We start from the raw sequence: 25,183 nt of genomic DNA on the forward strand, positions 1-25,183 counted from the left end.
CCCACCGTTCCAGGATCGCATGCGCTGCACATGCGCGAAAGAAGGATCTGTGGATAAGTCGCGCCGTCTAGCTCCGATCAGTACTCGGCGACGATCGTCCGCGTGGCGCCGTCGACGACCATCGTGCCGCCATATGGCAGAACCCACTGCGGGCGCGTGTGCCCGAACGGTGGACCGACGCAGATGACCGCCTCGGAGTTGTACCGGGTCACGACGTCGACGACCGCGTCCCGCTGCGCCGCGCGGAGCGCCGCAGCCTCCGCAGGACCGGGGTGGAATTCGAAGTCGCTCACCGGCGGACGCGCGACCACGACCGCAGAGACCGCGCTGAGGATCCCCCGCTCCCCGAGACCACGCAGCCACCGTGAGACCCAACCGGCCGGCGGACGCTCCTCGCTCGTCTCCAGCAGCAGAATCGCCCCTTCGAGCTGCGCCGCCGCCGGAAGCCGGTCGACGAATGCGAGACCATCGATCACCTCGAGACATCCGCCCCAGGTCGTGCCCTCGACGCGCACGGCGGGCCCGGCCCAGGTCCACGACTCGGTCGGGATGCGGTCACCGAACTCCACGAGCGCTCGCGGGTCCGCCCACCTCCGACCGACATCCTCCGACTCCCCCGGTTCGGTGATCTCCAGCGCGCCGCCGTCCAGCAGCAGCGCGCGCAGCGACCGCAGGTGGATGCTGTCCACCTGCGGTCCGGGCCCGAGGTGCACGGCTGTCGATCCGCCGTAGTGACCCTGGACGCCGAGACCCCAGAGCCAGTTGAGGATGTTCGTGTTGTCGCTGTAGCCCACGAAGGGCTTCGGATCGACCACCGGGAGCGTCGGGTCGAGGTGCGGGACGACGAGGATCTGGTCATCGCCGCCGATCGTGGTGAGGATCGCCCGGATGCCCGGGTCGGCGAACGCCGCATTCACGTCGGCGGCGCGTGCCTGCGGGCTCGCGTCGAGCTCACGCGTGGTTGGGTACTCCACCGGAATCAGCCCGGTGTGCTTCTCGAGGCGGCGCAGAGCCTGTGCGTGGAGTTCCGGCGCGACGGCGGGCGCCGCGAACGCGGGCGAGAGGATGGCGACGCGATCGCCGGGAACGAGCTTCGGAGCGGTCAGCATCCCTCAAGTCTCACACGTCAACAGACATTGACATTTCTGCAGCAGTCAACAACTATTGACGCAGGAGGTCCATCATGAAGCTACCCACCGCGATCGCACAGGACGATGGCAGCGAGCCGCTGGCCGCGCTGCACAGGCTCGCAGAGACGCGCAAGGAGATCGCCCGCGCCGAAGAGGCGAACGTGCGCCGCGCCAGGAACCTCGGGTACTCCTGGCAGGCGATCGCGAGCGCGCTCGGCGTGAGCAAGCAGGCCGCGCACCGGCGGTTCGGTCGCTCCTGACGCCGACCCCGGCACCGCACACCCCTTACAGCCCGCCCATAGGATTCGGCCGCGCACGAAGTACGGTCGAAGTACCATCTCCAGATCGAGGTCCCGCATGTCCGGTTCGGCGACAGCACGCCGCCGCGGACGTGGCGCACAGCCCGAAGGCCCGCGCGCCACCTTCCGCCAGCTCCTCCCCTTCCTCTTCGAACACAAGCGCACCCTCATCGTGGTCGCCGTGCTCAGCGTCGTCGGTGCCGCCACCTCGCTGGTGCAGCCGTTGCTCGTGGGCCAGGTCATCGAGGCGGTGCAGTCCGACACCGGCATCGGAATCCTCGTGTGGCTGCTGGTCGGCTTCGTGATCGTGTCGTCCGTCATCTCCGGCTTCCAGCACTATCTGCTCCAGCGCACCGGCACCGCGGTCGTGCACTCGAGTCGCCGCAAGCTGATCGCCCGCATCCTGCACCTCCCGACCTCCGAGTTCGACGCCCGCCGCACCGGCGATCTCGTCTCGCGCGTCGGCACCGACACGACCCTCCTCTACGCCGTGCTCACGCAGGGGCTCGCGGATGCCGTCGGCAGCGCCGTACTGTTCCTCGGCGCGCTGATCGCGATGCTCGTGATCGACCCGATCCTGCTGCTGCTCATCGTCGTCGTGATCGGCATCTCCGTCACGGTCGTCGTGCTGCTCAGCGGCCGCATCCGCACCGCCTCGACCGCCCAGCAGGAGAAGGTCGGCGAGCTCGCCTCCGGTGTGGAGCGCGCGGTCGGCTCGATCCGCACCATCCGCGCCTCGGGGGCCACCGAGCGCGAGACGGCCTCGGTGTCGGAGCTCGCCTCCGACGCGTACGGCATCGGCGTGCGCATCGCCAAGATCTCCTCGATGGTCGTGCCCGTCTCCGGCATCGCGCTGCAGCTGTCGTTGCTGGTGGTGCTCGGCGTCGGCGGGTTCCGGGTGGCCGCCGGCGCGATCACCATCGCCTCGCTGATCTCGTTCATCATGTTCCTGTTCCTGCTCGTGATGCCGCTCGCCACGACCTTCGGCGCCATCACCTCGGTGAACCAGGCACTCGGCGCGCTCGGGCGCATCCAGGAGGTGCTCGACCTGCCGACGGAGTCCCAGGACGACGAGGCCATCGCCGCCGCACTCCCTCACGAAGACGCAGCCCCCGGCGCGCCCGCCATCGAGTTCCGCGACGTGCGCTTCCACTACCCCGCGAACGTCGTGGCAGCCCGCCAGGCCGCGGCCAAGGAAGCACGGAACCTGCTGGCCGACGCGCATCTGGAATCCGCCGAGGACGCGGCGCCGACCGTACAGGACCACGAGGTGCTCCGCGGAGTCTCGTTCGCCGTTCCGCACGGTTCCCGCGTCGCCCTCGTCGGCCCCAGCGGCGCAGGCAAGAGCACGATCCTCTCGCTCATCGAGCGCTTCTACGACCCGACCGGCGGATCGATCCGCCTGCACGGTCACGATGCGCGCAGCTACCCGCGTGACGACCTGCGCGCCAACTTCGGATACGTCGAGCAGGATGCACCGACCCTCGCGGGCACGCTCGCCGAGAACCTGCGTCTCGCCTCACCCGAAGCCTCCGACGCCGACTGCGAGCGCGTGCTGCGTGCCGTGAACCTCGGCGACGTGCTCGAGCGCAACCCGCTCGGCATCGAGGCACCCGTCGGCGAGGACGGAGTGATGCTCTCCGGCGGTGAGCGTCAGCGCCTCGCGATCGCGCGCGCCCTGCTCACCGACGCACCGATCCTTCTGCTCGACGAATCGACGTCATCGCTCGACGGCGTGAACGAGCAGCGGATGCGTGAGGCCATCGATGCCGTCTCCAGCGACCGCACGCTCATCGTCATCGCGCACCGTCTTTCGACCGTCGTCGACAGCGATCTGATCGTGGTGCTGCAGGACGGCGTCGTGGTCGGTCAGGGCACGCACGCCGAGCTCGTCGAGACGACGCCGCTCTATCGCGACCTCGCCCGGCACCAGCTGCTCACCTGACGCACGCCGTTCCCGCCGAGACCCCGGGTTCACGCCGACGCCCCGACCTACTCACCGCAGCAACACGGGGTGTCGGCGACAAAGCGGGGTCTCGGCGATGGGGCGGAGCACACGCAACACGAAGGCGGGACGTCGGAGACCACTCAGCCATGGGTTCGTCTCTGATGTCCCGCCTTCGCGGGTGTGAGGGTGCCGGCTCCCCCGAACCGGCACCGGTCTGGGGGTTACGCCTTCGCGAGGCGGTAGCGCAGCGAGGCCAGCTCGGCGCGCAGCGCCGCCGGAACCTTGTCGCCGAAGGTGTCGTAGAACTCCTCGGTCAGGTCGGCCTCGGTCTGCCACGCCTCGGCATCGACGGCGAACAGCTCGTCGAGGTCGGCGGCGGGGATGTCGAGCCCGTCGAGGTTGAGGTCTTCCACGCGCGGCAGGCGTCCGATCGGGCTGTCGACCGCGGGCACGTCGCCGGCGATGCGGCGGATGATCCAGTCGACGACGCGCGAGTTGTCGCCGAAGCCGGGCCACAGGAACCGGCCGTCGTCACCGCGGCGGAACCAGTTCACCTGGAAGATGCGCGGCGCCCGGTCGAAGCGCAGACCACGACCGACCTTCAGCCAGTGACCGAAGTAGTCGGCCATGTTGTAGCCGCAGAACGGGAGCATCGCGAACGGGTCGCGGCGGAGCTCACCGACCGTGCCCTCGGCAGCAGCGGTGCGCTCGGACGAGATGTTCGAACCGAGGAAGACGCCATGCGTCCAGTCAGTGGCCTCGACGACGAGCGGGACGTTGCTGGCGCGGCGCCCGCCGAAGAGGATGACATCGAGCGGCACGGCCTCTTCCCAGTCGTCGGAGATCTGCGGGCACTGCGCCGCCGACACCGTGAAGCGGGAGTTGGGGTGCGCGGCCGGACGACCGGAGTCGGGCGTCCAGTCGTTGCCCTCCCAGTCGACCAGGTTCGCGGGAGCCTCGTCGGTCAGACCCTCCCACCACACGTCGCCGTCGGGGCGGAGCGCGACGTTGGTGAAGATCGTGTTTCCCCACAGCGTCTCGACCGCGGTGACGTTGGTCGACTCGCCGGTGCCGGGGGCGACACCGAAGAAGCCGGCCTCGGGGTTGATCGCCCACAGGCGACCGTCTTCGCCCGGACGGATCCAGGCGATGTCGTCGCCGAGGGTCTCGACCTTCCACCCGGGGATGGTGGGGCTGAGCATGGCGAGGTTCGTCTTGCCGCACGCCGAGGGGAACGCCGCAGCGACGTGGTAGGCCTTGCCCTGCGGGTCGATCACGCGGATGAGCAGCATGTGCTCGGCGAGCCAGCCCTCGTCACGGGCGATGACCGAGGCGATGCGCAAGGCGAAGCACTTCTTGGCGAGGATCGCGTTGCCGCCGTAGCCCGAACCGTAGGAGTACACCTCGAGCGTCTCGGGGAAGTGCACGATGTACTTGTCGTCGTTGCAGGGCCACTCGGCATCCTGCTCGCCCGGGCCGAGAGGGGCGCCGACCGTGTGCACCGTCTTGACCCAGGGCGCGCCCTCGGCGATCTGACGCGTGACGGCGTCGCCGACGCGGGTCATGATGCCGATCGAGGCGACCGCGTAGGCGCTGTCGGTGATCTGCACGCCGATGTGCGAGAGCGGGCCGCCGACGCGTCCCATCGAGAACGGCACGACGTACATCGTGCGCCCGCGCATCGAACCCTCGAAGATCTCGTCCATCTTGGTGTGCATCTCGGCGGGGTCCGCCCAGTTGTTCGTGGGGCCGGCATCCTCTTCGCGCTCGGAGGCGATGAAGGTGCGCCCCTCGGTGCGGGCCACGTCGCTGGGGTGTGAGCGGGCGAGGTAGGAGCCGGGACGCCACTCGGGGTTGAGCTTGATGAGCTTGCCCTCGTCGACCAGGCCGCGCAGCAGCCAGTCGTTCTCGGCGCGGGAGCCGTCGACCCAGTGCACGGAGTCGGGCTGGGTGAGCGCGCGGATCTCCTCGACCCACGCGGCCAGCTCGGCCATGGCGGGGGTGTCATACGTCGGAGCCGCGCCGAACGTACGCGTCGGTGCGACGGGAGACGTGCGGGGGGTGAAGACTTCGGCGAAGGCCATGACGTGTGCTCCTTTGAACTGTGGGGCGTTGCACCTATCTTCTTCCGCTTCCGGCCGGACTTTCGGACGAATCGGGCGATAAGAACCACGATTCTTTCGCTACACTCAAGGAATGGCGTCCTCCGGCATTCACCTCACGACTCTCGGCCACCGCATCCGACACCACCGGCTGGAGAAGGGGTTCACCCTCGACGAGCTCGGCGCACTCGTCGGCGTCGCCGGATCACAGCTGAGCCTGATCGAGAACGGCAAGCGCGAACCCAAGCTGTCGCTGCTGCAGGCGATCGCGCACGCCACGAGCACCGAAGTGACCGACCTCATCTCGGGTGAGCCGCCGAACCGTCGCGCCGCCCTCGAGATCGAGCTCGAGCGCGCACAGGAGAGCCCGGTCTTCCGCCAGCTCGGCGTCGCGCCGGTGCGCGTGACCAAGGGCATGAGCGACGAGACGATCGAGTCGGTCCTCGGACTGCACCGCGAACTGCAGCGCCGCGAGCGCGAAGCCATCGCCACCCCGGAGGAGGCGCGGCGAGCGAACACCGAGATGCGGCTGCGCATGCGCGCGCAGAACAACTACCTCCCCGAGATCGAGAAGCTCGCCGAGAAGCACCTGAAGGCCGCAGGACACGTGCAGGGCGCGCTCACCCACCGCACGGTGAGCATCATGGCCGAGAAGCTCGGCTTCGAACTGATCTACGTGAACGACCTGCCGCATTCCACCCGATCGGTCACCGACCTCGAGAACGGGCGCATCTACCTGCCGCCGGCGTCGATCCCCGGCGGACACGGCCTGCGCTCGATGGCACTGCAGGCCATGGCGCACCGCTACCTCGGGCACACACCGCCGACCGACTACGCCGATTTCCTCCAGCAGCGACTCGAGATCAACTACTTCGCCGCGTGCTGCCTGATGCCGGAGACGGCCGCCGTCGCGTTCCTGCAGCAGGCAAAGAAGGATCGCAACCTCGCGGTCGAGGATTTCCGCGACGCATTCGGCGTGACGCACGAAGGTGCGGGCATGCGCATGACGAACCTGCTCACGCAGCACCTCGGGATGTCTCTGCACTTTCTCCGCGTGGACGCCACGGGCGCGATCACCCGCGTGTACGAGAACGACGGCCTGCCGCTGCCGATGGACGTGACCGGCGCGGTGGAGGGACAGCGGGTGTGCCGCAAATTCCAGGCGCGTGCCGCGTTCACACAGCAGAACCGCACCACGGAGCACCACCAGTACACCGACACGCCCTCCGGCACGTTCTGGTGCTCGACGCAGACCGGCTCGTCGAGTGAGGGGGAGTTCTCCATCACGGTCGGCGTGCCGTTCGACGACGCCCGCTGGTGGCGCGGCCGCGAGACCAGCGATCGCGCCGTGTCGACCTGCCCAGACGAGTCGTGCTGCCGGCGACCCTCGGCCGAACTCACCGAGCGCTGGAACGGCAAGGCGTGGCCGAGCGCCCGCGTGCACACGCACATGTTCTCGCCTCTCCCCCGCGGCGCGTTCCCCGGCGTCGACGACAACGAGGTCTACAACTTCCTCGGTCGGCACGCGAGCGAGTAGCCGCGGACTCGCGCTCCGTCACCGGCGGCGCGCTCAGTCGCCGGTGAAGTGGGCGAAGCGCGCCAGCGCGGCCTCGACGGCTGTCGGATCTGCGGGTTGCACGAACAGCTCCGGTGGCGCGTCGCGGGTCGCGCTCGCGTGCGTCCAGCATCCGATGACGCGTCCCTGCTCGACGATCGTGGCCCGCACCATGCCGTTCTTGCCCGGTCCGACGATGGCGAGGTGCTCGGGTGCGCACACGGTCGTGCGGTCGGCGTAGGAGATGTAGTACTCGTCGAACGCGGGGAGGGCGTGGACCGTCGCCGCGCCTGTCGCGCGCCGCGGGCGCTGGAGCGACACGAACAGCCCCTCGTCCACCTCATCGACCCGACCCGCCGCGCGCTCGACCGCCTCGCGTGACTGACCGAGAGTGAGTCCGGACCACCAGGCGAAGTCGGTGACACCCGCCGGTCCGTGTCCGTCGATGTACCGCACGAACAGCTCGGCGAGCGGGTCTGCCGGACGCGTGTGCTCGCGGATGTGCTCTTCGACCAGCACGAACCGCTGGTCCCTCGTGATGCCCGACCGCGTCGCGACGGGCCCCTGACAGATGAGGCCGTCGATCGTGAGGGTGAAGAGCAGGTGGATGCCGCGCTGCCCCGTGGGGTCGATTCCGACGCCCTCGAGGATCTCGAACACTTCGGCGCGCGTGCGGCCGCCGTCGCGCAGCTGCGGCGTCAGCGCGCGCGCCGCCGTCGCGACCATATCGTCATCGATGCCCAGCTGGCGGTGACGGGAGACCGCCTGCTGCCGCTGTCGGGCGGCGGTGACTTCGAGCATCCAGCCGAGGTCACGCGCCGGGACGGTGTGCAGTGTTCCGCGCATCGTCCAGCCCCGCACCAGGTCGCCGCGATCGAAGGCGCGATCGACATCCCGGAGTCGCACCTGTCCTCGGGTGCGCGCGGCGAGCGCCCAGCGGCCCGCGGTGAAGTCCTGACTCTGCACCGCGAGCATGTGGTGCGCCGCATCCGTCACCGTGCGCGTGGGTGCGCTCAGACGATGCGATCGGAGGCGCTCGGCGAGCAGGGGCGCGGTCTTCATGCCCCCATCATGCCGGGCGCCACCGACGCGGCGCAGGAGCCTCAGCCCTGCAGCGTCACCTCACGACGCTCCGGCAGCACGATCGGGTGCGACCCCGCCATGACCTCGAGCACGCGGATCACCTGGCACGAGTAGCCGAACTCGTTGTCGTACCAGACGTAGAGGATCAGGGTGTCCTCGTCGGCGATCGTGGCGAGGCCGTCGACGATGCCGGCGCGGTGCGAGCCGACGAAGTCGGTGGAGACGACGTCGGGGCTCTCGACGTAGTCGATCTGCTGGCGCAGCTTCGAGTGCAGCGAGACCCGGCGCAGGTAGTCGTTGACCTGGTCCTTCGTCGCCGGGCGCTCGATGGTCAGGTGCAGCACTGCGAGCGACACGTCGGGGGTGGGCACGCGGATCGAGCTGCCGGTGAGCTTGCCCTCCAGCTGCGGCAGCGCCTTCGCGACGGCCTTCGCGGCTCCGGTCTCGGTGATGACCATGTTGAGCACCGCCGAGCGGCCGCGGCGGTCGCCCTTGTGGAAGTTGTCGATCAGGTTCTGGTCGTTCGTGAACGAGTGGACCGTCTCGACGTGCCCCTTGACCACGCCGTACGCCTCGTCGATCGCGGCGAGCACCGGGGTGATGGCGTTCGTCGTGCAGGAGGCCGCGGAGAGGATGCGGTCGGAGTCGGCGATCGTCTCGTCGTTGATGCCGTGCACGATGTTCTTGAGCGGGCTCTTCCCCGGGGCGGTGAGCAGCACGCGGGCCACGCCCCTCGAGCGCAGGTGCTGCGAGAGGCCCTCTTCGTCGCGCCAGCGTCCGGTGTTGTCGACCACGATCGCATCCTGGATGCCGTGGGCGGTGTAGTCGATGGATGCCGGGTCGTCGGAGTAGATCACCTGGATGCGGGTGCCATTCGCGATGATCTGCTCGGCCTCCTCGTCGACGGTGACGGAGCCGGCGAAGCGGCCGTGCACCGAATCGCGCAGCAGCAGCGAGGCGCGCTTCGCGAGGTCGTTCTCCGCACCGCGGCGGACGACGATGGCGCGCAGCCGCAGTCCGCTGCCGCCGCCGGTGTGGGCGATGAGAATGCGGGCGAGGAGGCGCCCGATGCGTCCGAAGCCGTACAGCACCACATCGGTGGGCTCGGCGGCGACGGCTCCCATGGCGGGTGCGAGCTCCTCGGCGAGGTAGGCATCCAGCGGCTGGTCGCTCTCGGCGTGCCCGGCGACGAGGCGCGCGACATCGAGGGACGAGGCACCGGGAGCGAGCGCGTGGATCGCCTCCAGCACGGCGAGTGTGTCTTCGATGGGGAGGCGCTCGTGTCCGAGCTGCGCGACGCGCTCGTGCACCTCGACCAATCCCGTCGCCGAGAGTCCGAGCAGTCGGTGCCCGTGCAGCGAGGTGACCACATCGTGTTCGCGTCGAAGCGCCCCGATGAGCGGGATCATCCGCTCCGCCAGCTCTTCGCTCTCAGCCCAGTCGTCGCGGTGTGCCGCGGAATCGTTCATCTGCATCCTTGCATGTGTGAGCGCGCGCCGAGATCGCCGGCGCGCGAATGTGCCGGGTGGATCGGGGGATGCCACCAGCGTACAAGCCGCGAGATGACGAGCCGAATCGGCGGCGCGCGCGTTGACGCGAGGCGTGCCGAGCGCGCTCGGTCAGTACTGCGCCGAGAACGCCCCGTCCGATTTCAGCAGCTGTCCCGAGATCCAGCGGCCCTCGTCCGACACGAGGAACTCCACCACCGCGGCTACGTCGGCGGGCTGTCCGAGCCGTCCGAGCGGCGTCATGCCGCCCAGGCTCGTGCGCGTCTCGTCGTCCATCCACCCGGTGTCGATGGGTCCGGGATTCAGCACGTTCGCCGAGATGCCGCGCGGACCCAGCTCGCGGGCTGCCGAGATGACCAGACGGTCGAGAGCGCCCTTCGATGCGCCGTACGGGAGGTTTCCCGTCACGTGATCGCTGGTGAGGGCCAGGATCACTCCCCCGTCCTCGCTCACCTGCCGCGCGAAGGCCGCGATCAGCAGCAGGCTGGCCCGTGCGTTCACGGCGACGTGCAGGTCGAAGCTCTCGGCCGTGGTGTCGAGGATGCCGGATTGCACGTCGTGCGCATGGCTGAGGATGAGCGCGGAGATCGGGCCGTGCGCGGCCACGACCTCGGCGACCAGAGCTTCCGGCCCTTCCGGGGTGGACAGGTCGGCGGGATGGTCGGCGTCGCGGAGGTCGCTCGTCACGACGGTCCAGCCGGCTGCGCGCAAGCGGGGGACGATGCCGGCGGCGATGCTGTTCGCGCGGGCGGCGCCGGTGATCAGAGCGAGGGGCATCCCGTCACGCTATCGGACCACCGGCAGCGCGTCAGCGGGGCTCGCTCACGTGCCGAGGCACACCACGACGGCCGCGATCGCACCGAGTCAGGCGAGAGCGGCGATCGCGTCGCGCAGCACGCCGTCGGCCTCGTCGAGCGCAGCTGCCGCCTCCTGCGGGGTGGCGTCGACCGCCAGCATCAGCAGGGCCCGCTTGACCGAGCCGTCGGCCCCCTGCAGCGCGGCGGCCGCGACGTCGATGTCGACACCCGCGAGCTGCGACACCGTGCGGATGGAGCGCGCGTGGAGCTTCTCGTTCGTGGCGAGCAGATCCACCATCACCCCGCGGTAGGTCTTGCCGAGCTTGATCATCGACAGGGTCGTGAGCATGTTCACCACGAGCTTCTGCGCGGTGCCGGCCTTGAGTCGCGTGGACCCGGAGATGAACTCGGGCCCGGTCACGACCTCGATGGCGACGTCGGCCACCGCCCCGATCTCGGAGTGCGCGTTCGAGGCGATCGCCGCCGTGAACGCGCCGACGCTACGGGCGTAGTTCAGGCCGCCGACCACGTACGGAGTGCGTCCGGAAGCCGAGATGCCGACCACCGTGTCATCGACGGAGAGTCCGAGCTCACGCAGCGACTCCCCTGCGGCGGCCTCATCGTCCTCCGCGTTCTCCACGGCCGAGCGGATCGCGGTCTCGCCGCCCGCGATCAGCCCGACCACCATCGAGGGATCCGTGCCGAAGGTGGGCGGGCACTCGCTGGCATCCAGCACGCCGATGCGGCCTGCTGTGCCTGCACCGATATAGATCAGTCGACCGCCACGTCGGAATCGCTCGGTGATGGCGTCGACCACCGCGGCGATCTCGTCCGTGCGCTCGGCGACGCCCTCGGGCACCCGCCGATCTTCGGCGTTCATCCGACGCACGAGCTCGGCCGTGTCCAACAGGTCCAGATCTCCCCGCTCCGTCGTCGACGCCTCCGTGTCGAGGCCCTCGAGCACGGAGAGGAGGGAGGCGAGGCGCGAGTCATTCGGCACGGTGGACGAACCTTTCGTGAGGGAGGTCGGTGCGGCGGGCAAGCAGCAGCGCGCCGTCGAGAGCATCGCCGGTGGCGGGGACGACCCGGCGGCCGGCAGCGTGCAGGGAGGAGACGAGGGAGTCACGGAACCAGGCGTGGTCAGTGAGGCCGCCGTGCAGCGCGACATCGCTGGTCAGCGTGGAGGCCGCGACGGCCGTGGCGGTGAGCAGGCGCACGGCTTCCGTCGCGATCTGATGGGCGACGGGATCGCCGGCCTCCGCGGCGTCGAGCACGAGAGGGGCCAGCGTCGCGAGGCGCCGCGGCAACGGCTCACTCCGGGCGATCCACTCCTGGATGTCCGACACGGCTCCGACCGGACCGTTGATCGCCTCGGTGAGGCCGGTCTGCGCCGCGAGCCCGTCAGCGGCGCGCAGCACCGCACGCAGCGCCTCGCGTCCGAGCCAGGAACCGCTGCCGAGGTCGCCCAGTTCGGGTCCCCAGCCGTCGATGAGTCGTGCACCGTCGTCGATGCCGAGCGCGGCCGCGCCGGTTCCCGCGATGAGCAGCACACCCGTCCCGCCGTCGAGCGCTCCCACGTGGGCGGTGACCGCATCGGAGGCCACGACGGTGCGGGCGCCGGTCGCGACGGCGAGTCGTTCGGCCAGCTCACGGGCGGCTTCGGGCGCGAGCCAGGCCCCGGCGGCACCGACGCCGATGCATCCCAGGCCGGAACTCCCCTCGAGCAGGGGCATGATCGCCTCGAACGATGCGCTGACGCCGCCGGCCGCCGCGAGACCGGGCGCTCCGACGCCTGATCTTTCGATCCGTCCACCGTCGCCCGTGATCGTGATGCGGCAGCGGGATTTGCCGAGATCGACGGACGCGATCGGATGGACGGGCATCGGTTCTCCTCACGGACGCGGTCGCAGAGCTATGGAAAGAGACTACATACGAAGTAGACTCACCGGAAAGAATTTACCACCCCGCCGCACTCTCGAGACATCTCGGAAAACGTACGACCGGAGGGCCGTGTGAGCATCCAATCGACCATCGAAGCCGCTGCCTCGACGCTGCCGCCTTCGCTCTCCCGCATCGCGGCAGCGATCCGCGAGAACCCGTCGATCGTGATCGACATGACGATCAACGAGCTGGCCCAGGAGTGCCGGACGTCGGTGGCATCCGTGGTCCGCTTCTGCCGGGCGATCGGTTTCGCCGGCTACGCCGCGTTGCGGATGGCCCTGGCGACCGAACTCGGCAAGGAGGCTGCCCAGTTCTCCGCACGGGGCGCCTTCGGGTCCGAGATCTCCGATGAGGACACGCTTCAGGAGGCGGTGTCGAAGCTTGCCGCACTCGAACTGCTCGCGATCGAGGAGACCGTCGCCCGGCTCGACTTCGGCGCGCTCGAAGCAGCGATCACCGCGATCGACGGCGCCGACCGCGTCCTCCTCTACGGGATCGGCGCCAGCCAGTTCGTCGCGGAAGACCTCGCCCACAAGCTGCTGCGCGTCGGGCGCAACGCCCATGTCCTCGCCGACCCGCACGAGGCCGTCGCCGCCACCGTGCTGCAGACGGCGCCCACGGTCGCGATCGGGTTCTCGCACTCCGGCGCGACGATCGAGACCGTGCGGTTCCTGGACACCGCACGCACGCACGGTGCGGCGACGATCGCGGTGACCTCGGCGAAGGACTCGCCACTCGCCCGGGCGGCCGATCACGCCCTGTTCACCGAAGTGCGGGAATCGACGTTCCGCGCGGGTGCGATGGTGAGTCGCATCGCACAGCTCACGCTCGTCGACTGTCTCTTCGTCGGGGTCGCCAAACGGCGGTTCCACGAGACCGTCGATGCCCTGCGACGCACGCACGAGGCGATGCAGGAGCTGCGCGACTGACGCCTCAGCGCGATTGCGAAGCGTACGTCAATCCGCTGCGGCCGCGGGCGCAGCGGCCGACACCGCTCCGGCCGACGGAGTCGACGCGGATGCCGAGGACGGCTCGGGCGACGATGTTCCGATCGAGCCCGCCGTCCGCAGGAACACGATGATCCAGCTGAAGATCAGCACCGCGGCGATGAGTTCGACCGCTGTGAGGTTGTAGTAGCCCACCGCGAAGAACGCGGCGAGCAGGATGATCACCAGCACGAAGGCCCAGCCGAAACCCACGAACACCTTCGGGATGCTGGGCAGGAACCACGGCAGCCCCACCACGATCACTCCGAAGACGACGGTCATGCCCGTGGCGACGGTGTTGTGCAGGAGGAAGAACTCGTCGACGGGGAACAGCCCGACGCAGGCGAGGAAGATCCCCAAGAGGATCAGACCTCCGCGCACGAGGAACCGTCCACGGCGGTCGGCGGGGTCGGTTGCGGGGAGTCCGGCTGTCGCGTAGCGGGCGATGGTCGTCACCATGACACCGGCGATGATCAGCGTCGCGTTGAAGGCGACCGACGAGCTGTTGCTGCTCATCCCGAGCGCCGACAGATTGTCGCGCCACCAGTGCACGTCGCTGGAGGCGAGCATGCTGGCGAATGCACCGACCACCAGGAAGACCGCGAGCACCAGAGAGAGGACCATCGGGGTCAGGGCGACAGCGCTGAGAAAGGAGACGTAGCCGGTGAGGGCGGAGGCGACCGCCACCAGCACCGCGCCGGGAAAGGGGAACACCGGCGCATCCGTGAAACTCCGCTCGAGCAGCTCAGCGACGCCGAGCCAGCCGAGGTAGGCGATCGCCGCGTGCGCGAAGGCGATGGCGGCGAGGTCGTACCAACGCAGTCGGTCGCCCGGCACGCTGAAGCCGTCGCGGACGGCGCCCGGATCGACCTGTTCCGGCCGCACCGCTATGCGCCCGAGCGCGAAGGAGACGGCCGCGGTGATCGCCCCGCCGAACGCGGCGAAGACACCGATCGAACCGCTGCCGCTGATCGCCAGCTCGTGGCCCCAGAACACAGGGAGCGCGATGACGAAGCCGATCACGAGGAAGCCCGCGCCGACGATCAATGCGGTCGCCTCGAAGACGGCATCCGCTGTCTCTGGACCCCGCACCTGCCGCAGGACCCTCATGACTCTCGTCGCGAGCGCATTCATCATCCGAGCCTCCCGGTCCACATCATAGAAGTCGGCGGTGTCGCAACCGGCCCGCACTAGCCTGGATAGGTGCCTCAGACTCTCGCCGCCCGCGCCGTCCTTCTCGACATGGATGGGACCCTGGTCGATTCGACTGCTGTCGTGGAGCGGCTCTGGCTCGCCTGGGCGGAGCCGCACGGCATCGATCCCGAGACGGTGCTCCGTGTCGTGCACGGCCGACAGGGCCACCAGAGCATGGCGATCATGCTGCCCGACCGCGACCACGCCATCAATCTCCACGAGAACGAGATCATGCTCGCCACCGAGGCCGGCGATGTCGACGGGGTGATCGAGATCCCGGGTGCGCGCGCGCTGCTCGAGGCTCTGCAGCCGTTCCCGCACGCGATCGTCACCTCCGCCAACGTGGCTCTCATGACTGCGCGGATGCAGGCGGCTGGGCTCACTGTCCCCGAGCGTCGCGTGACCGCGGAAGACGTGTCCGCCTCCAAGCCCGATCCGGAGGGGTTCGTCCGCGCTGCGGGTCTGCTGGGGATCGACCCTGCCGACTGCATCGTGTTCGAGGACTCGGGCGCGGGGATCCAGGCGGGTCTCGCAGCCGGCATGCGGGTCGTCGGGGTCGGGAAGCACGCCGCGGCGCACAACCCGACGGTCCTGGTGACGGACCTCTCCCAGGTGGCCGTGGCCCCCACCGCGAACGGGTTCGAGATCACGATCTCCTGACGAGAATCCCTCCCTCGACCGCCGCACGTCGGCCGCTACGATGAGGCGATGCGACGTTTCCCCGCCTCGGTGTACGGCATCGGCGAAGAACCCGATCCGCGTTTCTCCCTGGCGAACGAGCGGACGTTCCTGGCCTGGACGCGCACCGGGCTCGCGCTGATCGCGGGTGGCGTCGCTCTCGAAGTCCTGGGGCTCGACCTGCATGCCGGGTTCCGCCTCGCCGCCTCGCTTCTGCTCATGCTCGCAGGCACGGCGGTCGCTCCACTCGCCTGGTGGGAGTGGATGCGTGCCGAGCGGGCCCTGCGGCAGTCACGCCCGCTCCCGGGAGCCTTCTCGGCGATCGTGTTGGCAGTCGTCGTGACGGTCGTGGGTCTGCTGGTGCTGGCCGGAGTGCTCTGGCGGTGACCGATCAGGGGCAGACCGCCCAGGGGCCGTTCGACCCGGGACTGCAGCCGGAACGGACCGAACTCGCGTGGCGACGGACTGCGCTCGCGATCGCGATCGGCTCCGTCGTGTCGCTGCGGATCTTCCCCCTCCTGCTGCCCTCCGACGCCGCAGCGTGGGGGTTCGCGCCGGGTGTGATCGGTATCGGCGCCGCGTGCGCCTTCTGGGTGGCCGCCCGACGCCGACAGCTGCAGACGACCGGCGCGCTGCAGTCCTCGACACCCCCGGAACGCTCGACACCGCCGGGTCCCTCGGGCGCGGCGATGCCCGGAGGCGGGATGCTTCTCGCCTTCACGATGCTCGCCACTGGCTTCGGTCTCGTGTCCCTCGCCATCGTCGCGGTGTCACTTCTCGTTCCCTAGATCGCGTTGCGAAGGGTCGGAGGGCGACGGCCGTCACTTCAACCCTCCCGTGGGTTAGGTGTTTGCCGCGATCCGAGGACGCTTCGCCCTCCCCCTTCATACCGGCACCCTGGCGTCACACCCGCAACGGAAAAGAGCGCCCGTCGTGTCGCGACGAGGTCGTCGTCGGTCGCGTCGCAGGTCGTCGCGTCGCGGGTCGTCGCGCTGCTGGTCGTGGTGTGCGCCATTGTCGGGTGGGGTCCCACCAGGCGGGTCCGCGGACGTGTGGTGTGCCGTCCATCATGCGGATTTCCCATCCGGAGGTGGTGAGGGTGCGGTGGTGGTGCCAGCAGAGGGCGACGCCGTTGTCGGTGTGGGTGGGTCCACCTCTGGCGTGTTCGTGGACGTGGTGGATCTCGCACCAGGTTGCGGGGACGTGGCAGCCGGGGATGAGGCATTCGCGGTCGCGGAGGGTGATCGCGCGGCGTCGGTGGGCGGTGAAGATCCGGTCGGTGGTGCTGATGCCGATGATGCGCCCGTTCGGGTCGAACAGCACTCGTTGCACGCCGCCCGCGCACGCGGTGTGTGCGGCGACACGGGGGGAGACGGGGGTGTCGATGCCGTCGATGTGCGCCCACCCGTGCCCGGTGGTGTAGTCGTCGGCGGTGACGGACACGACCAGGGTGGGGGCCCCACCGCCGAGGCGTGGGGTGTCGTCGTGGCGGGCGGCGATGCCGAGGATCGCGGCGAGGGTGTCGTGCTGCTTCTGCGACCGGGAACGCGGGTCGATCATCCGCCCCGGGTCACCGGACGGGAGGACATCATCGTCCAGCCCTCTGGTCTCGCCCGCGCCGACCTCGGTGTCAATGCTGGCTTCGGCGCCGGTCCCGGTCCCGGTGCCGATCCCGGCGTCGGTCCCGGCGTCGGTCCCGGTGTCGGTGTCGGTCTCGTCCGAGGGCCGGAACGCGACCCCGGGGACGGGTGGTCCGTCGACTTTCGGGTTCAGGTACGCGTCGAACAGGCGCTGCAACTGTCCTGCGACTTCCGGCAGCAACCGTCCCCGGATCGGGATCACCCCGTCTTTCGCCCGCCCGAGGGCCAGACCCCGTGCCCGCATCGCGATGTCCTCCGCCGGTTCCGCACCGTCCGGGTCGAGGTACTGCACGATCACCTGCGCCAACAACCGCAGATCCTCCGGCGTCGCCGCCGGCGCAACATCCCCGACCCCCGCGTCCGTGTCCGCATCCGTGTCCGCATCCGTGTCCGCACCCGTGTCCGGGTCAGCAACAGAGACTCCTCGCGCGTATGCGGCCAACTCCGCGTCCGCCCGCAACCGGTCCGCGGTCCCGATCCGGGACCCGGCCTGCTCGATCGGCCCGATCGCCGCCAACAGCCCCGCCACCCCGATCGTCCCGTCCAGCAACGCCTCCCGCAACGCCGGCCACCGCGCCGGCAACCACGCCCCGGACGACAACTCCACCTCCCGCCGCACCGCTTTCGCAGCCTTCACCACCCGGGCCGCACCCGGGCCGTCGGTGCGCAGCACCCGCTGCAGCAACTCGTTCACCGTGCGACACCCGAACCGCCCGCAGAACGCCAGCTCCCCCGACCCCGCCGGACGCCCATCCACCGACGCGACCGTCTCCACAACCACCGCATCCACCCGCCGCTGCACCTCCCCCGCGACCCGCAACAGCTCCATCTTCGCGTCGTCACTCAGCGCCGCGATCACGTCCGCGCGCAGCACCGAATCCAGGTCGGCGACGACCCGGTCCAGCACCTCCACGGGGTTGTTCATACCCCCAGTCAACCGAGGGCCACCGACATTCGAACCCCGAATAACCCCCGTTCAGAGCAATATTCCGAAACACGCGAACCACCGTCACGCCCTCCACAGAAACACCGCCAGAGCACTTCTCCACACTCCTCGCAGAACCATCCCGCAGAACCCACCCCGCAGAACCATCCCGCAGAACCAGCCCCACAGAACCCAGCCCCGCAGAACCCACCCCACAGATCCCACCCCGCGAAACCCGCCCGAGCCCCCCTTCAGTCCCGCGTGTAGTCCTCGAAGATCAGCGTGGTCCGGGTCGAGCGGATCGAAGGGATCGCTTGGATGTCTTCGAGCACGATGCGACGCAGGTCGCGGGCGTCGTTGGCGCGCACCAGCAGGATCACGTCGAAGTCGCCGCCGACGAGGGCCATGTGCTCGATCTCGGGGATCGCGCGCAGCCGGTCGCTCACGGCCTGCCAGGTCGCCTGTTCGATGGCGAGGGTCACGTAGGCACTCGCATGGTGCCCGAGCAGTACGGGATCCGTGCGCACCGTGTAGCCCGTGATGACACCCGCATCCGTGAGGCGCTTGATCCTCGCGTGCGCACCGGCGCGCGAGATGTGCACGGCATCCGCGATCGCCGTCATCGATGAGCGACCGTCGCGGCGCAGCTCTTCGATGATCGCTCGGTCGGTGTCGTCCAGCGCAGCCATGGCACCCCTCTCCTCGAGCCAGAAACTCTGACACTTCGATCAAGAATGCCCCACGAGTCGCTCGTTCATCCAGTATTTCGCGGATGATCTTGGATGACTGTCGCAGACAGGGGCATGCTGTCCCCATCGAGTTCGGCAAGGAGGGCGAACGCATGCTGCACACCGACATGCTTCCGCGAGACACCGCGGTGCAATTGATCGACGCGGACGGACAGCCTGTCGTGGACGAGCACTACGCACTCCCCGGCAGCGCGACCCTGCTGGCCGCCTATCGCGGACTCGTCGAGGGCCGGAGGATCAACGACCAGGCCGGCGCGCTCGTCCGTCAAGGACGCCTCGCCGTCTACCCGTCTTCGCACGGCCAGGAAGCGTGCCAGATCGCCGCCGCCATGGTGCTCGGAGACACGGACTGGCTGTTCCCGACCTATCGCGACTCGGTCGCCGTCATCGCGCGCGGAGTCGAACCCGCCGATGCGATGGTGCTCCTCAAGGGCGACTGGCACTCGGGCTACGACGTGCGTGCCCACCGGGTCGCACCGCAGGCCACTCCCCTCGCCACCCAGCTGCTGCACGCGGTCGGCTTCGCGCAGGCGGCCAAGCATCGCGGCGAGGACACGGTCGTGCTCGCGCTGTGCGGCGACGGCGCCACCAGCGAGGGCGACTTCCACGAGGCGATGAACTTCGCCGCCGTCTTCCAGGTGCCGGTCGTCTTCTTCGTGCAGAACAACGGGTTCGCGATCTCGGTGCCGCTCTCACGGCAGACCGCGGCTCCCTCTCTCGCCCACAAGGCGATCGGTTACGGGATGCCGGGACAGCGCGTCGACGGGAACGACGTCGCCGCCGTGCTCGCCGTGCTCGGCGAGGCGGTGAACCGCGCCCGCGCCGGCGGCGGCCCCTCCCTCATCGAGGCGCACACCTACCGGATGCAGGCGCACACCAACGCCGACGACGACACCCGCTACCGGGAGCGCGACGAGGTGCAGGCCTGGATCGCCCGTGACCCGCTGCTGCGCCTGCGCACCCACCTGACCGGCATCGGCGCCCTCGACGCCGACGCCGAGGAGCGGTTCGCCTCCGGAGCCGAAGAGATCGCCGTCGCGATGCGGACTGCGCTGAACACCGACGCCGACCTCGACCCGGAGGATCTGTTCCGCTTCGTCACCGCGACACGCTCGCCGCAGCTCGACGAGCAATGGCACCTGCTGCGCGACGAGATCGAACGCTCGCGCCTCGCCGACGCGGGCGCAGGGACCACCCCGAACGGAGGCCACCGATGACGATCGCACACGACGACACCCGCGCCGAGGTCGAGGCCGCCGCTGCGACGACCATGACCATGGCGGCCGCGTTGAACAGAGCACTCGCGGATGCCATCGAGTCAGACCCGGATGTGGTCGTCTTCGGCGAGGACGTGGGGGCGCTCGGCGGCGTCTTCCGCATCACCGACGGACTCACCGCGCGGTTCGGCGAGGGCCGGTGCTTCGATACTCCCCTGGCCGAGTCCGGCATCGTCGGCACCGCGGTCGGCATGGCCATGAACGGGATGCGTCCCGTGGTGGAGATGCAGTTCGACGCGTTCGCCCTGCCGGCGTTCGAGCAGGTCGTCAGCCATGTCGCGAAGCTCGGCAACCGCACGCGCGGAGGGATGCGGATGCCGCTGGTGATCCGCATCCCGTTCGGCGGCGGCATCGGCGGCGTGGAGCACCACTGCGACTCGTCCGAGGCGTACTACGCCCACACCCCCGGCCTCACGGTCGTCAGCCCGTCGACGCCGCAGGACGCCTACTCGCTGCTGCGCGCGGCCATCGCCTCACCCGACCCCGTGATCTTCCTCGAGCCGAAGAAGCTGTACTGGTCGAAGGGCGAAGTCGACACCTCCCTCACCACGGAGCTCGGCACCGCCCGGATCGCCCGCGACGGCACCGACGTGACGCTCCTGGCCTACGGCGCCTCGGTGCCGCTCGCGCTCGAGGTCGCGGAGGTCGCCGCCGCGGAGGGTCGCAGCGTGCAGGTGGTCGATGTGCGCTCGCTCTCCCCCTTCGACGATGCGACCGTGACCGCCGCGGTGAAGTCCACCGGCCGCGCCGTGGTCATCGCCGAGGCCCCCGGATATGTGAGCGTCGCCTCCGAGATCCAGGCCCGCGTGTTCGAGCGCTGCTTCGAATACCTCGCTGCGCCGGTACGACGCGTCACCGGCTTCGACACCCCCTACGCACCCCCGAAGCTCGAGCATTGGTACCTGCCCGATGTCGACCGCGTGCTCGATGCGATCGACACCCTGCACTGGGAGGACGACGTATGAGCGCCCCACTGAAGCCGGCCACGCAGATCTTCCGCCTGCCCGACCTCGGCGAAGGACTCACCGAAGCGGGTCTCGTGCAGTGGCTCGTCGCAGTGGGCGACACCATCACGACGGACCAGCCGATCGCCGAGGTCGAGACCGCGAAGAGCGTGGTGGAGCTGCCGTCGCCGTTCGCCGGCGTCGTCACCGCCCTGCACGGCACCGCCGGGGACACGATCGATGTCGGCGCGCCGGTGCTCGAGGTGGCCGACCCCGGATCGACATCGGAGGCGGGTACGGAGGGTACGACTCCGGATTCCGCGGGGGCCGCGGCATCGAGCACCCCCGAGCACGAGGCGTACCGCGAGGAGGAACGCGCCGGATCGGGGAACGTGCTGATCGGCTACGGCACCACGGCGCACACGACGAAGGGGCGTCGCCGCCCGGCCGCCACGCCGGTCCGAGCCGACCGCCCGACCGTAGCAGCACCGGCACCGGCACCGGCACCGGCACCGGCACCGAGGGCCGCCGCCGTCGACCCCGCCGCGACCTCCGCCGGTGCAGCATCCGTCCGCCGCCCGGTGGCCGTGCGCTCCCCTCTCGTCCGTCGTCTGGCACGCGACCTGGGGCTCGACGTGCACACGATCACGGCGACCGGCCCCGACGGGGCGATCACCCGCGCCGACGTGCTGCAAGCCGCGGTCGAGAACGCCGTCGACGGCGCCGCCGCGCATCACCGTGCCGCGAACGGGACCGGAGAGTCGGTCGACGGACTCGACGTCGTCTCCCGAGAGCGCATGTCGCCGCTGCGGCGCGCGGTCAGCGCGAAGCTGACGCGCAGTCGAACCGAGATCCCCGAGGCGACCGTCTGGGTCGACGTCGACGCCACGTCGCTGTGGGATCTCCGCGCGCAGATGGCGCCGGCGGGCGGCAAGGCCCCCTCGATCACGGCACTGCTCGCGCGCTTCGTGCTGCTCGCCCTCGAGGACTACCCGGTGCTCGCCTCGCGACTCGACGACAGCGGTGAAGAGCTGATCTCGTTCGACGGCGTGAACCTCGGAATCGCCGCCGACACCGAGCGCGGTCTCCTGGTCCCCGTCGTCCCCCGTGCGCACGCCCTCACCGTGGAGCAGCTCGACGCGGCACTGCGCGAACTCGCCGCCACGGCCAGGGCCGGCACGATGCCTCCCGAGCGCCTGCGCGGGTCGACCTTCACGCTCAACAACTACGGCGGGCTGGGCGTCGACGGCTCCGCGGCGATCATCAACCACCCGGATGTCGCGATCCTCGGCATCGGCCGGATCATCGAGCGGCCGTGGGTCGTCGACGGCGCGATCGTCGCCCGTCGTATCGTCCAGCTCTCACTCGCGTTCGACCATCGCGTGTGCGACGGCGGATATGTGGCGGGGTTCCTGCGGCGCGTCACCGAGCTCATCGAGAATCCGCTGCGTGCCTTCGGGCGGGTCTGACACCACCGCGTCCCCCGGGCGGGCATCGCGCCTGTGCCATAATTACCATACGATCGGTCAGTAATTCCGGGCCGAAGAGCCGGGCTACGACCCGCCGAGACGACGAAGTCAGGAGATCCGCATGACCGAGGCATTCCTCGTCGGAGGGGCGCGCACCCCGGTCGGACGCTACGGCGGCGCGCTCGCCACCGTCCGCCCCGACGACCTCGCCTCGATCGTGGTGGCCGAGGCCGTACGTCGGGCCGGAATCGATGCGGCACGGATCGACATCGACGAGGTCATCCTCGGTGCGGCGAATCAGGCCGGCGAGGACAACCGCAACGTCGCCAGGATGGCGGTGCTGCTCGCCGGACTCCCCGACAGCGTTCCCGGCATCACCGTGAACCGGCTCTGCGCCTCCGGCATGTCCGCCGTGACGATGGCCGCGCAGGCGATCCGCGCCGGAGACGCCGACCTCATCGTCGCCGGCGGCGTCGAGTCGATGACCCGAGCGCCCTGGGTGCAGGCCAAGCCCGAGAAGGCCTGGTCCAAGCCCGGCCCGGCATTCGACACCTCGATCGGCTGGCGCTTCCCGAACCCCCGGCTCGTCGCCCGCGACAAGGCGACCTTCGCGATGCCCGAGACCGCGGAGGAGGTCGCCCGCACCGACGGGATCACGCGCGACGAGGCCGACGCCTTCGCGCTCCGCTCGCAGCAGCGCGCCGCCGCGGCGATCGCGGCCGGACGCTTCGCACCCGAGATCGTCGGCGTGCCGACCGCCACCGGAGAGGTGCGGGTCGATGAGGGGCCGCGGCCCGAGACGACACTCGACGCACTCGCCCGACTGCGCCCCGTGGTCGCCGGCGGCAGCGTCGTGACGGCCGGGAACTCCAGCGCCCTCAACGACGGCGCCTCGGCGATCGTCGTGGCGAGCGCCGAGGCCGTCGAGCGACACGGCCTCGTGCCCCGCGCCCGGATCGTCGTCGGCACCAGCGCCGGTCTCGCCCCCGAGGTCATGGGCCTCGGCCCCGTGCCCGCCACGGAGAAGGCGCTCCGCCGCGCCGGACTGACCATCGACGACATCGGCTCCGTCGAGCTCAACGAGGCCTTCGCCACGCAGTCGATCGCCTGCATCCGTCGACTGGGTCTCGACGACGAGCGGGTCAATGCCGACGGCGGGGCCATCGCCCTCGGTCACCCGCTCGGCTCGTCCGGCTCCCGTCTGCTGATCACGCTGCTCGGACGCATGGAGCGCGAAGGCTCGCGGCACGGCCTGGCCACGATGTGCGTGGGGGTCGGACAGGGTGCGGCCGTGATCCTGGAGAAGGTGTGATGCACGCGGAATCGCCAGCCGAGCACGCAGCCGCCGAAGAGCCGCTGCTCGTCGAGCGGCGCCCCGACTGTGTGATCGCGACGCTCAACCGCCCGCACAAGCGCAACGCGATCGACCAGGCCACGATCGATGCCCTGCACCTCCTCTGCGATGAACTCGAGGAGGCTCCGCGCACCCTCATCCTCGTCGGCGCCGACGGCGTCTTCGCGGCGGGCGCCGACATCGCCGAACTGCGCGAACGCCGGGCCGCCGATGCGCTGCGCGGCATCAACGCCCACGCCTTCGTGCGGGTCGCCGAGCTGCCGATGCCCGTCATCGCGGCCATCGACGGCTATGCCCTGGGCGGCGGCGCCGAACTCGCCTACGCCGCCGACATCCGCATCGCCACTCCCACGCTCGCGATCGGCAACCCGGAGACGGGACTCGGCATCCTCGCCGCCGCCGGTGCGAGCTGGCGACTGAAGGAGATCGTCGGCGATGCCAGGGCGATCGAGCTGCTGCTCACCGGGCGCACGGTCAGGGCCGAGGAGGCGCTGCGGATCGGTCTCGTCTCGGCGATCCATGACGCCGAGGAGCTGCTGGCCGCAGCCGAGGCGATCGCCGACCGGATCGCCCGCAACGACCCGGCCGCCACCATCGCGACCAAGCGGGTGTTCCGCGCACCCCGCGACCGCCACCCCGCCGCCGATCTGGAAGCCCAGGCCGAGCTCTTCGAGAGCCCGGAGAAGTTCCGACGCATGACCGACTTCCTGGAACGGAGAGACCGATGACCGGGGCCACTCACCTCGCTCCCGCGCACGTCGGGGTGCTCGGCGGCGGACGCATGGGCGCCGGCATCGCTCACGCGTTCCTGCTGGCCGGCTCCCGGGTCACCGTGGTCGAACGCGATCCGGAGAGCGCCGAGGCCGCCGCACATCGCGTGCTCGAATCGGTCGACGCCTCGATCGTCCGAGGCGCGGCAGCGGAACCGGGAGACGCCTATCGGACACGCTTCGGCACCGGCACGGACGTCGGGTCGTTCGCGCCGTGCGACCTCGTCGTGGAAGCGGTGCCGGAGGATCTGGCCCTGAAGGTCGACGCACTCACCCGCGTCGAAGCGCAGATCGGACCGGACGCGGCCCTCGCCTCGAACACCTCCTCGATCTCGATCGATGAGCTCGCAGCGGTGCTCGATCGGCCGTCGCGGTTCCTCGGAATGCACTTCTTCAACCCGGTGCCGGCATCGACCCTGGTCGAGATCGTGCGGGGCGCGGCCACCGCTCCCCCGCTCGTCGACGATGCGCGCAGCTGGGTGCAAGCCCTCGGCAAGACCCCGATCGTCGTGACCGACGCCCCCGGGTTCGCGTCGTCGAGGCTCGGCGTCGCGATCGGCCTGGAGGCGATCCGGATGCTCGAGGAGGGCGTCGCCTCCGCCGAAGACATCGACACCGCCATGACGCTGGGCTACAAGCATCCGGTCGGACCGCTCCGCCTCACCGACATCGTCGGACTCGATGTGCGGCTCGGCATCTCCGAGTACCTCGCCGCGAATCTCGGCGAGCGCTTCGAACCGCCGGCTCTGCTGCGCCGTCTCGTCGCCGAGGGTCACCTCGGGCGCAAGAGCGGACGCGGCTTCTACGAATGGGACGCCTCATGAAGGGAACTGA

At 70.0% G+C, this 25,183-nt stretch carries 23 protein-coding genes; 13 read left to right on the forward strand and 10 right to left on the reverse strand.

Annotated elements, in window-relative coordinates; genetic code table 11:
- Positions 1-77: 77 nt before the first annotated feature.
- Positions 78-1,109 carry an LD-carboxypeptidase gene (locus ACWGO6_RS04070; protein ID WP_452325897.1) on the reverse strand — a complete coding sequence of 344 codons (1,032 nt, stop codon included), beginning with the start codon at positions 1,107-1,109 and terminating at the stop codon, positions 78-80.
- Between the two features lie 74 nt (positions 1,110-1,183).
- Here ACWGO6_RS04070 and ACWGO6_RS04075 point away from each other — a divergent pair, with 74 nt between their 5' ends.
- Both ACWGO6_RS04075 and ACWGO6_RS04080 read left to right on the forward strand, forming a co-directional pair.
- Positions 1,184-1,390, forward strand: coding sequence for an AsnC family protein (locus ACWGO6_RS04075; RefSeq protein WP_452325898.1), 207 nt, complete (start codon positions 1,184-1,186; stop codon positions 1,388-1,390).
- Positions 1,391-1,487: 97 nt separating this feature from the next.
- Positions 1,488-3,374, forward strand: coding sequence for an ABC transporter ATP-binding protein (locus tag ACWGO6_RS04080; RefSeq protein ID WP_452325899.1), 1,887 nt, complete (start codon positions 1,488-1,490; stop codon positions 3,372-3,374).
- A gap of 224 nt (positions 3,375-3,598) precedes the next feature.
- On the opposite strand, the gene ACWGO6_RS04085 is transcribed toward ACWGO6_RS04080, so the two are convergent.
- A complete protein-coding gene (locus ACWGO6_RS04085) occupies positions 3,599-5,461 on the reverse strand; it encodes a phosphoenolpyruvate carboxykinase (GTP) (protein WP_205820406.1) in 1,863 nt (620 codons plus the stop codon).
- Between the two features lie 112 nt (positions 5,462-5,573).
- On the opposite strand from ACWGO6_RS04085, the gene ACWGO6_RS04090 reads away from it, so the two are divergent.
- A complete protein-coding gene (locus ACWGO6_RS04090) occupies positions 5,574-7,016 on the forward strand; it encodes an XRE family transcriptional regulator (RefSeq protein ID WP_136043467.1) in 1,443 nt (480 codons plus the stop codon).
- Between the two features lie 33 nt (positions 7,017-7,049).
- Here the strand turns inward: ACWGO6_RS04090 and ACWGO6_RS04095 are convergent, their stop codons facing one another.
- The 5 genes from ACWGO6_RS04095 to ACWGO6_RS04115 all read right to left on the reverse strand — a co-directional run bounded on the left by ACWGO6_RS04095 (position 7,050) and on the right by ACWGO6_RS04115 (position 12,305).
- Positions 7,050-8,096: a winged helix DNA-binding domain-containing protein gene (locus ACWGO6_RS04095; protein WP_452325900.1), complete on the reverse strand. Its 1,047-nt coding sequence runs from the start codon at positions 8,094-8,096 to the stop codon at positions 7,050-7,052.
- A gap of 41 nt (positions 8,097-8,137) precedes the next feature.
- Entirely contained in the window at positions 8,138-9,586 is a 1,449-nt protein-coding gene (locus tag ACWGO6_RS04100) for a glyceraldehyde-3-phosphate dehydrogenase (protein ID WP_136043465.1), read from the reverse strand.
- Positions 9,587-9,736: 150 nt separating this feature from the next.
- On the reverse strand, positions 9,737-10,402 hold the full coding sequence (locus tag ACWGO6_RS04105) for an SDR family oxidoreductase (RefSeq protein WP_136043464.1): 666 nt from the start codon (positions 10,400-10,402) through the stop codon (positions 9,737-9,739).
- Between the two features lie 87 nt (positions 10,403-10,489).
- The gene (gene murQ / locus ACWGO6_RS04110) at positions 10,490-11,422 is read right to left on the reverse strand and encodes an N-acetylmuramic acid 6-phosphate etherase (protein WP_452325901.1); all 933 of its coding nucleotides are present in this window, start codon (positions 11,420-11,422) and stop codon (positions 10,490-10,492) included.
- Positions 11,412-12,305 (reverse strand): N-acetylglucosamine kinase, encoded by an 894-nt coding sequence (locus ACWGO6_RS04115; RefSeq protein WP_452325902.1) that lies wholly within the window; start codon positions 12,303-12,305, stop codon positions 11,412-11,414. The genes murQ and ACWGO6_RS04115 overlap by 11 nt, the downstream gene beginning before the upstream one ends.
- Positions 12,306-12,434: 129 nt before the next feature.
- On the opposite strand from ACWGO6_RS04115, the gene ACWGO6_RS04120 reads away from it, so the two are divergent.
- Positions 12,435-13,292, forward strand: a complete 858-nt coding sequence (locus tag ACWGO6_RS04120; protein ID WP_452325903.1) for a MurR/RpiR family transcriptional regulator — start codon at positions 12,435-12,437, stop codon at positions 13,290-13,292.
- Positions 13,293-13,319: 27 nt separating this feature from the next.
- Here the strand turns inward: ACWGO6_RS04120 and ACWGO6_RS04125 are convergent, their stop codons facing one another.
- A complete protein-coding gene (locus tag ACWGO6_RS04125; protein WP_452325904.1) occupies positions 13,320-14,459 on the reverse strand; it encodes a DUF998 domain-containing protein in 1,140 nt (379 codons plus the stop codon).
- 93 nt (positions 14,460-14,552) lie between these two features.
- On the opposite strand from ACWGO6_RS04125, the gene ACWGO6_RS04130 reads away from it, so the two are divergent.
- The 3 genes from ACWGO6_RS04130 to ACWGO6_RS04140 are packed head-to-tail and all read left to right on the forward strand — an operon-like array spanning position 14,553 to position 16,009.
- Positions 14,553-15,203, forward strand: a complete 651-nt coding sequence (locus tag ACWGO6_RS04130; protein WP_452325905.1) for an HAD-IA family hydrolase — start codon at positions 14,553-14,555, stop codon at positions 15,201-15,203.
- A 48-nt stretch (positions 15,204-15,251) separates the two neighbouring features.
- Entirely contained in the window at positions 15,252-15,608 is a 357-nt protein-coding gene (locus ACWGO6_RS04135) for a YidH family protein (RefSeq protein WP_452325906.1), read from the forward strand.
- Positions 15,605-16,009: a DUF202 domain-containing protein gene (locus tag ACWGO6_RS04140; RefSeq protein WP_452325907.1), complete on the forward strand. Its 405-nt coding sequence runs from the start codon at positions 15,605-15,607 to the stop codon at positions 16,007-16,009. Before ACWGO6_RS04135 ends, ACWGO6_RS04140 begins: the two co-directional genes overlap by 4 nt.
- Before the next feature lie 115 nt (positions 16,010-16,124).
- Here the strand turns inward: ACWGO6_RS04140 and ACWGO6_RS04145 are convergent, their stop codons facing one another.
- On the reverse strand, positions 16,125-17,786 hold the full coding sequence (locus ACWGO6_RS04145; protein WP_452325908.1) for a DUF222 domain-containing protein: 1,662 nt from the start codon (positions 17,784-17,786) through the stop codon (positions 16,125-16,127).
- A gap of 251 nt (positions 17,787-18,037) precedes the next feature.
- Positions 18,038-18,475 (reverse strand): Lrp/AsnC family transcriptional regulator, encoded by a 438-nt coding sequence (locus tag ACWGO6_RS04150; RefSeq protein WP_452325909.1) that lies wholly within the window; start codon positions 18,473-18,475, stop codon positions 18,038-18,040.
- A 152-nt stretch (positions 18,476-18,627) separates the two neighbouring features.
- Here ACWGO6_RS04150 and ACWGO6_RS04155 point away from each other — a divergent pair, with 152 nt between their 5' ends.
- The 6 genes from ACWGO6_RS04155 (at position 18,628) to ACWGO6_RS04180 (ending at position 25,173) form a co-directional block, all read left to right on the forward strand.
- Complete coding sequence (locus ACWGO6_RS04155; RefSeq protein ID WP_452325910.1) at positions 18,628-19,752, forward strand: thiamine pyrophosphate-dependent enzyme; 1,125 nt, start codon at positions 18,628-18,630, stop codon at positions 19,750-19,752.
- Positions 19,749-20,777, forward strand: a complete 1,029-nt coding sequence (locus ACWGO6_RS04160; RefSeq protein WP_452325911.1) for an alpha-ketoacid dehydrogenase subunit beta — start codon at positions 19,749-19,751, stop codon at positions 20,775-20,777. The genes ACWGO6_RS04155 and ACWGO6_RS04160 overlap by 4 nt, the downstream gene beginning before the upstream one ends.
- Positions 20,774-22,225, forward strand: coding sequence for a dihydrolipoamide acetyltransferase family protein (locus ACWGO6_RS04165; RefSeq protein WP_452325912.1), 1,452 nt, complete (start codon positions 20,774-20,776; stop codon positions 22,223-22,225). Before ACWGO6_RS04160 ends, ACWGO6_RS04165 begins: the two co-directional genes overlap by 4 nt.
- A 121-nt stretch (positions 22,226-22,346) precedes the next feature.
- Positions 22,347-23,537, forward strand: a complete 1,191-nt coding sequence (locus tag ACWGO6_RS04170) for a thiolase family protein (RefSeq protein WP_452325913.1) — start codon at positions 22,347-22,349, stop codon at positions 23,535-23,537.
- A complete protein-coding gene (locus tag ACWGO6_RS04175) occupies positions 23,537-24,307 on the forward strand; it encodes an enoyl-CoA hydratase/isomerase family protein (protein WP_452325914.1) in 771 nt (256 codons plus the stop codon). The genes ACWGO6_RS04170 and ACWGO6_RS04175 overlap by 1 nt, the downstream gene beginning before the upstream one ends.
- Positions 24,304-25,173: a 3-hydroxyacyl-CoA dehydrogenase family protein gene (locus ACWGO6_RS04180; RefSeq protein WP_452325915.1), complete on the forward strand. Its 870-nt coding sequence runs from the start codon at positions 24,304-24,306 to the stop codon at positions 25,171-25,173. The genes ACWGO6_RS04175 and ACWGO6_RS04180 overlap by 4 nt, the downstream gene beginning before the upstream one ends.
- Positions 25,174-25,183: the final 10 nt, after the last annotated feature.

Source organism: Microbacterium sp. NPDC055665 (genome assembly GCF_053618035.1).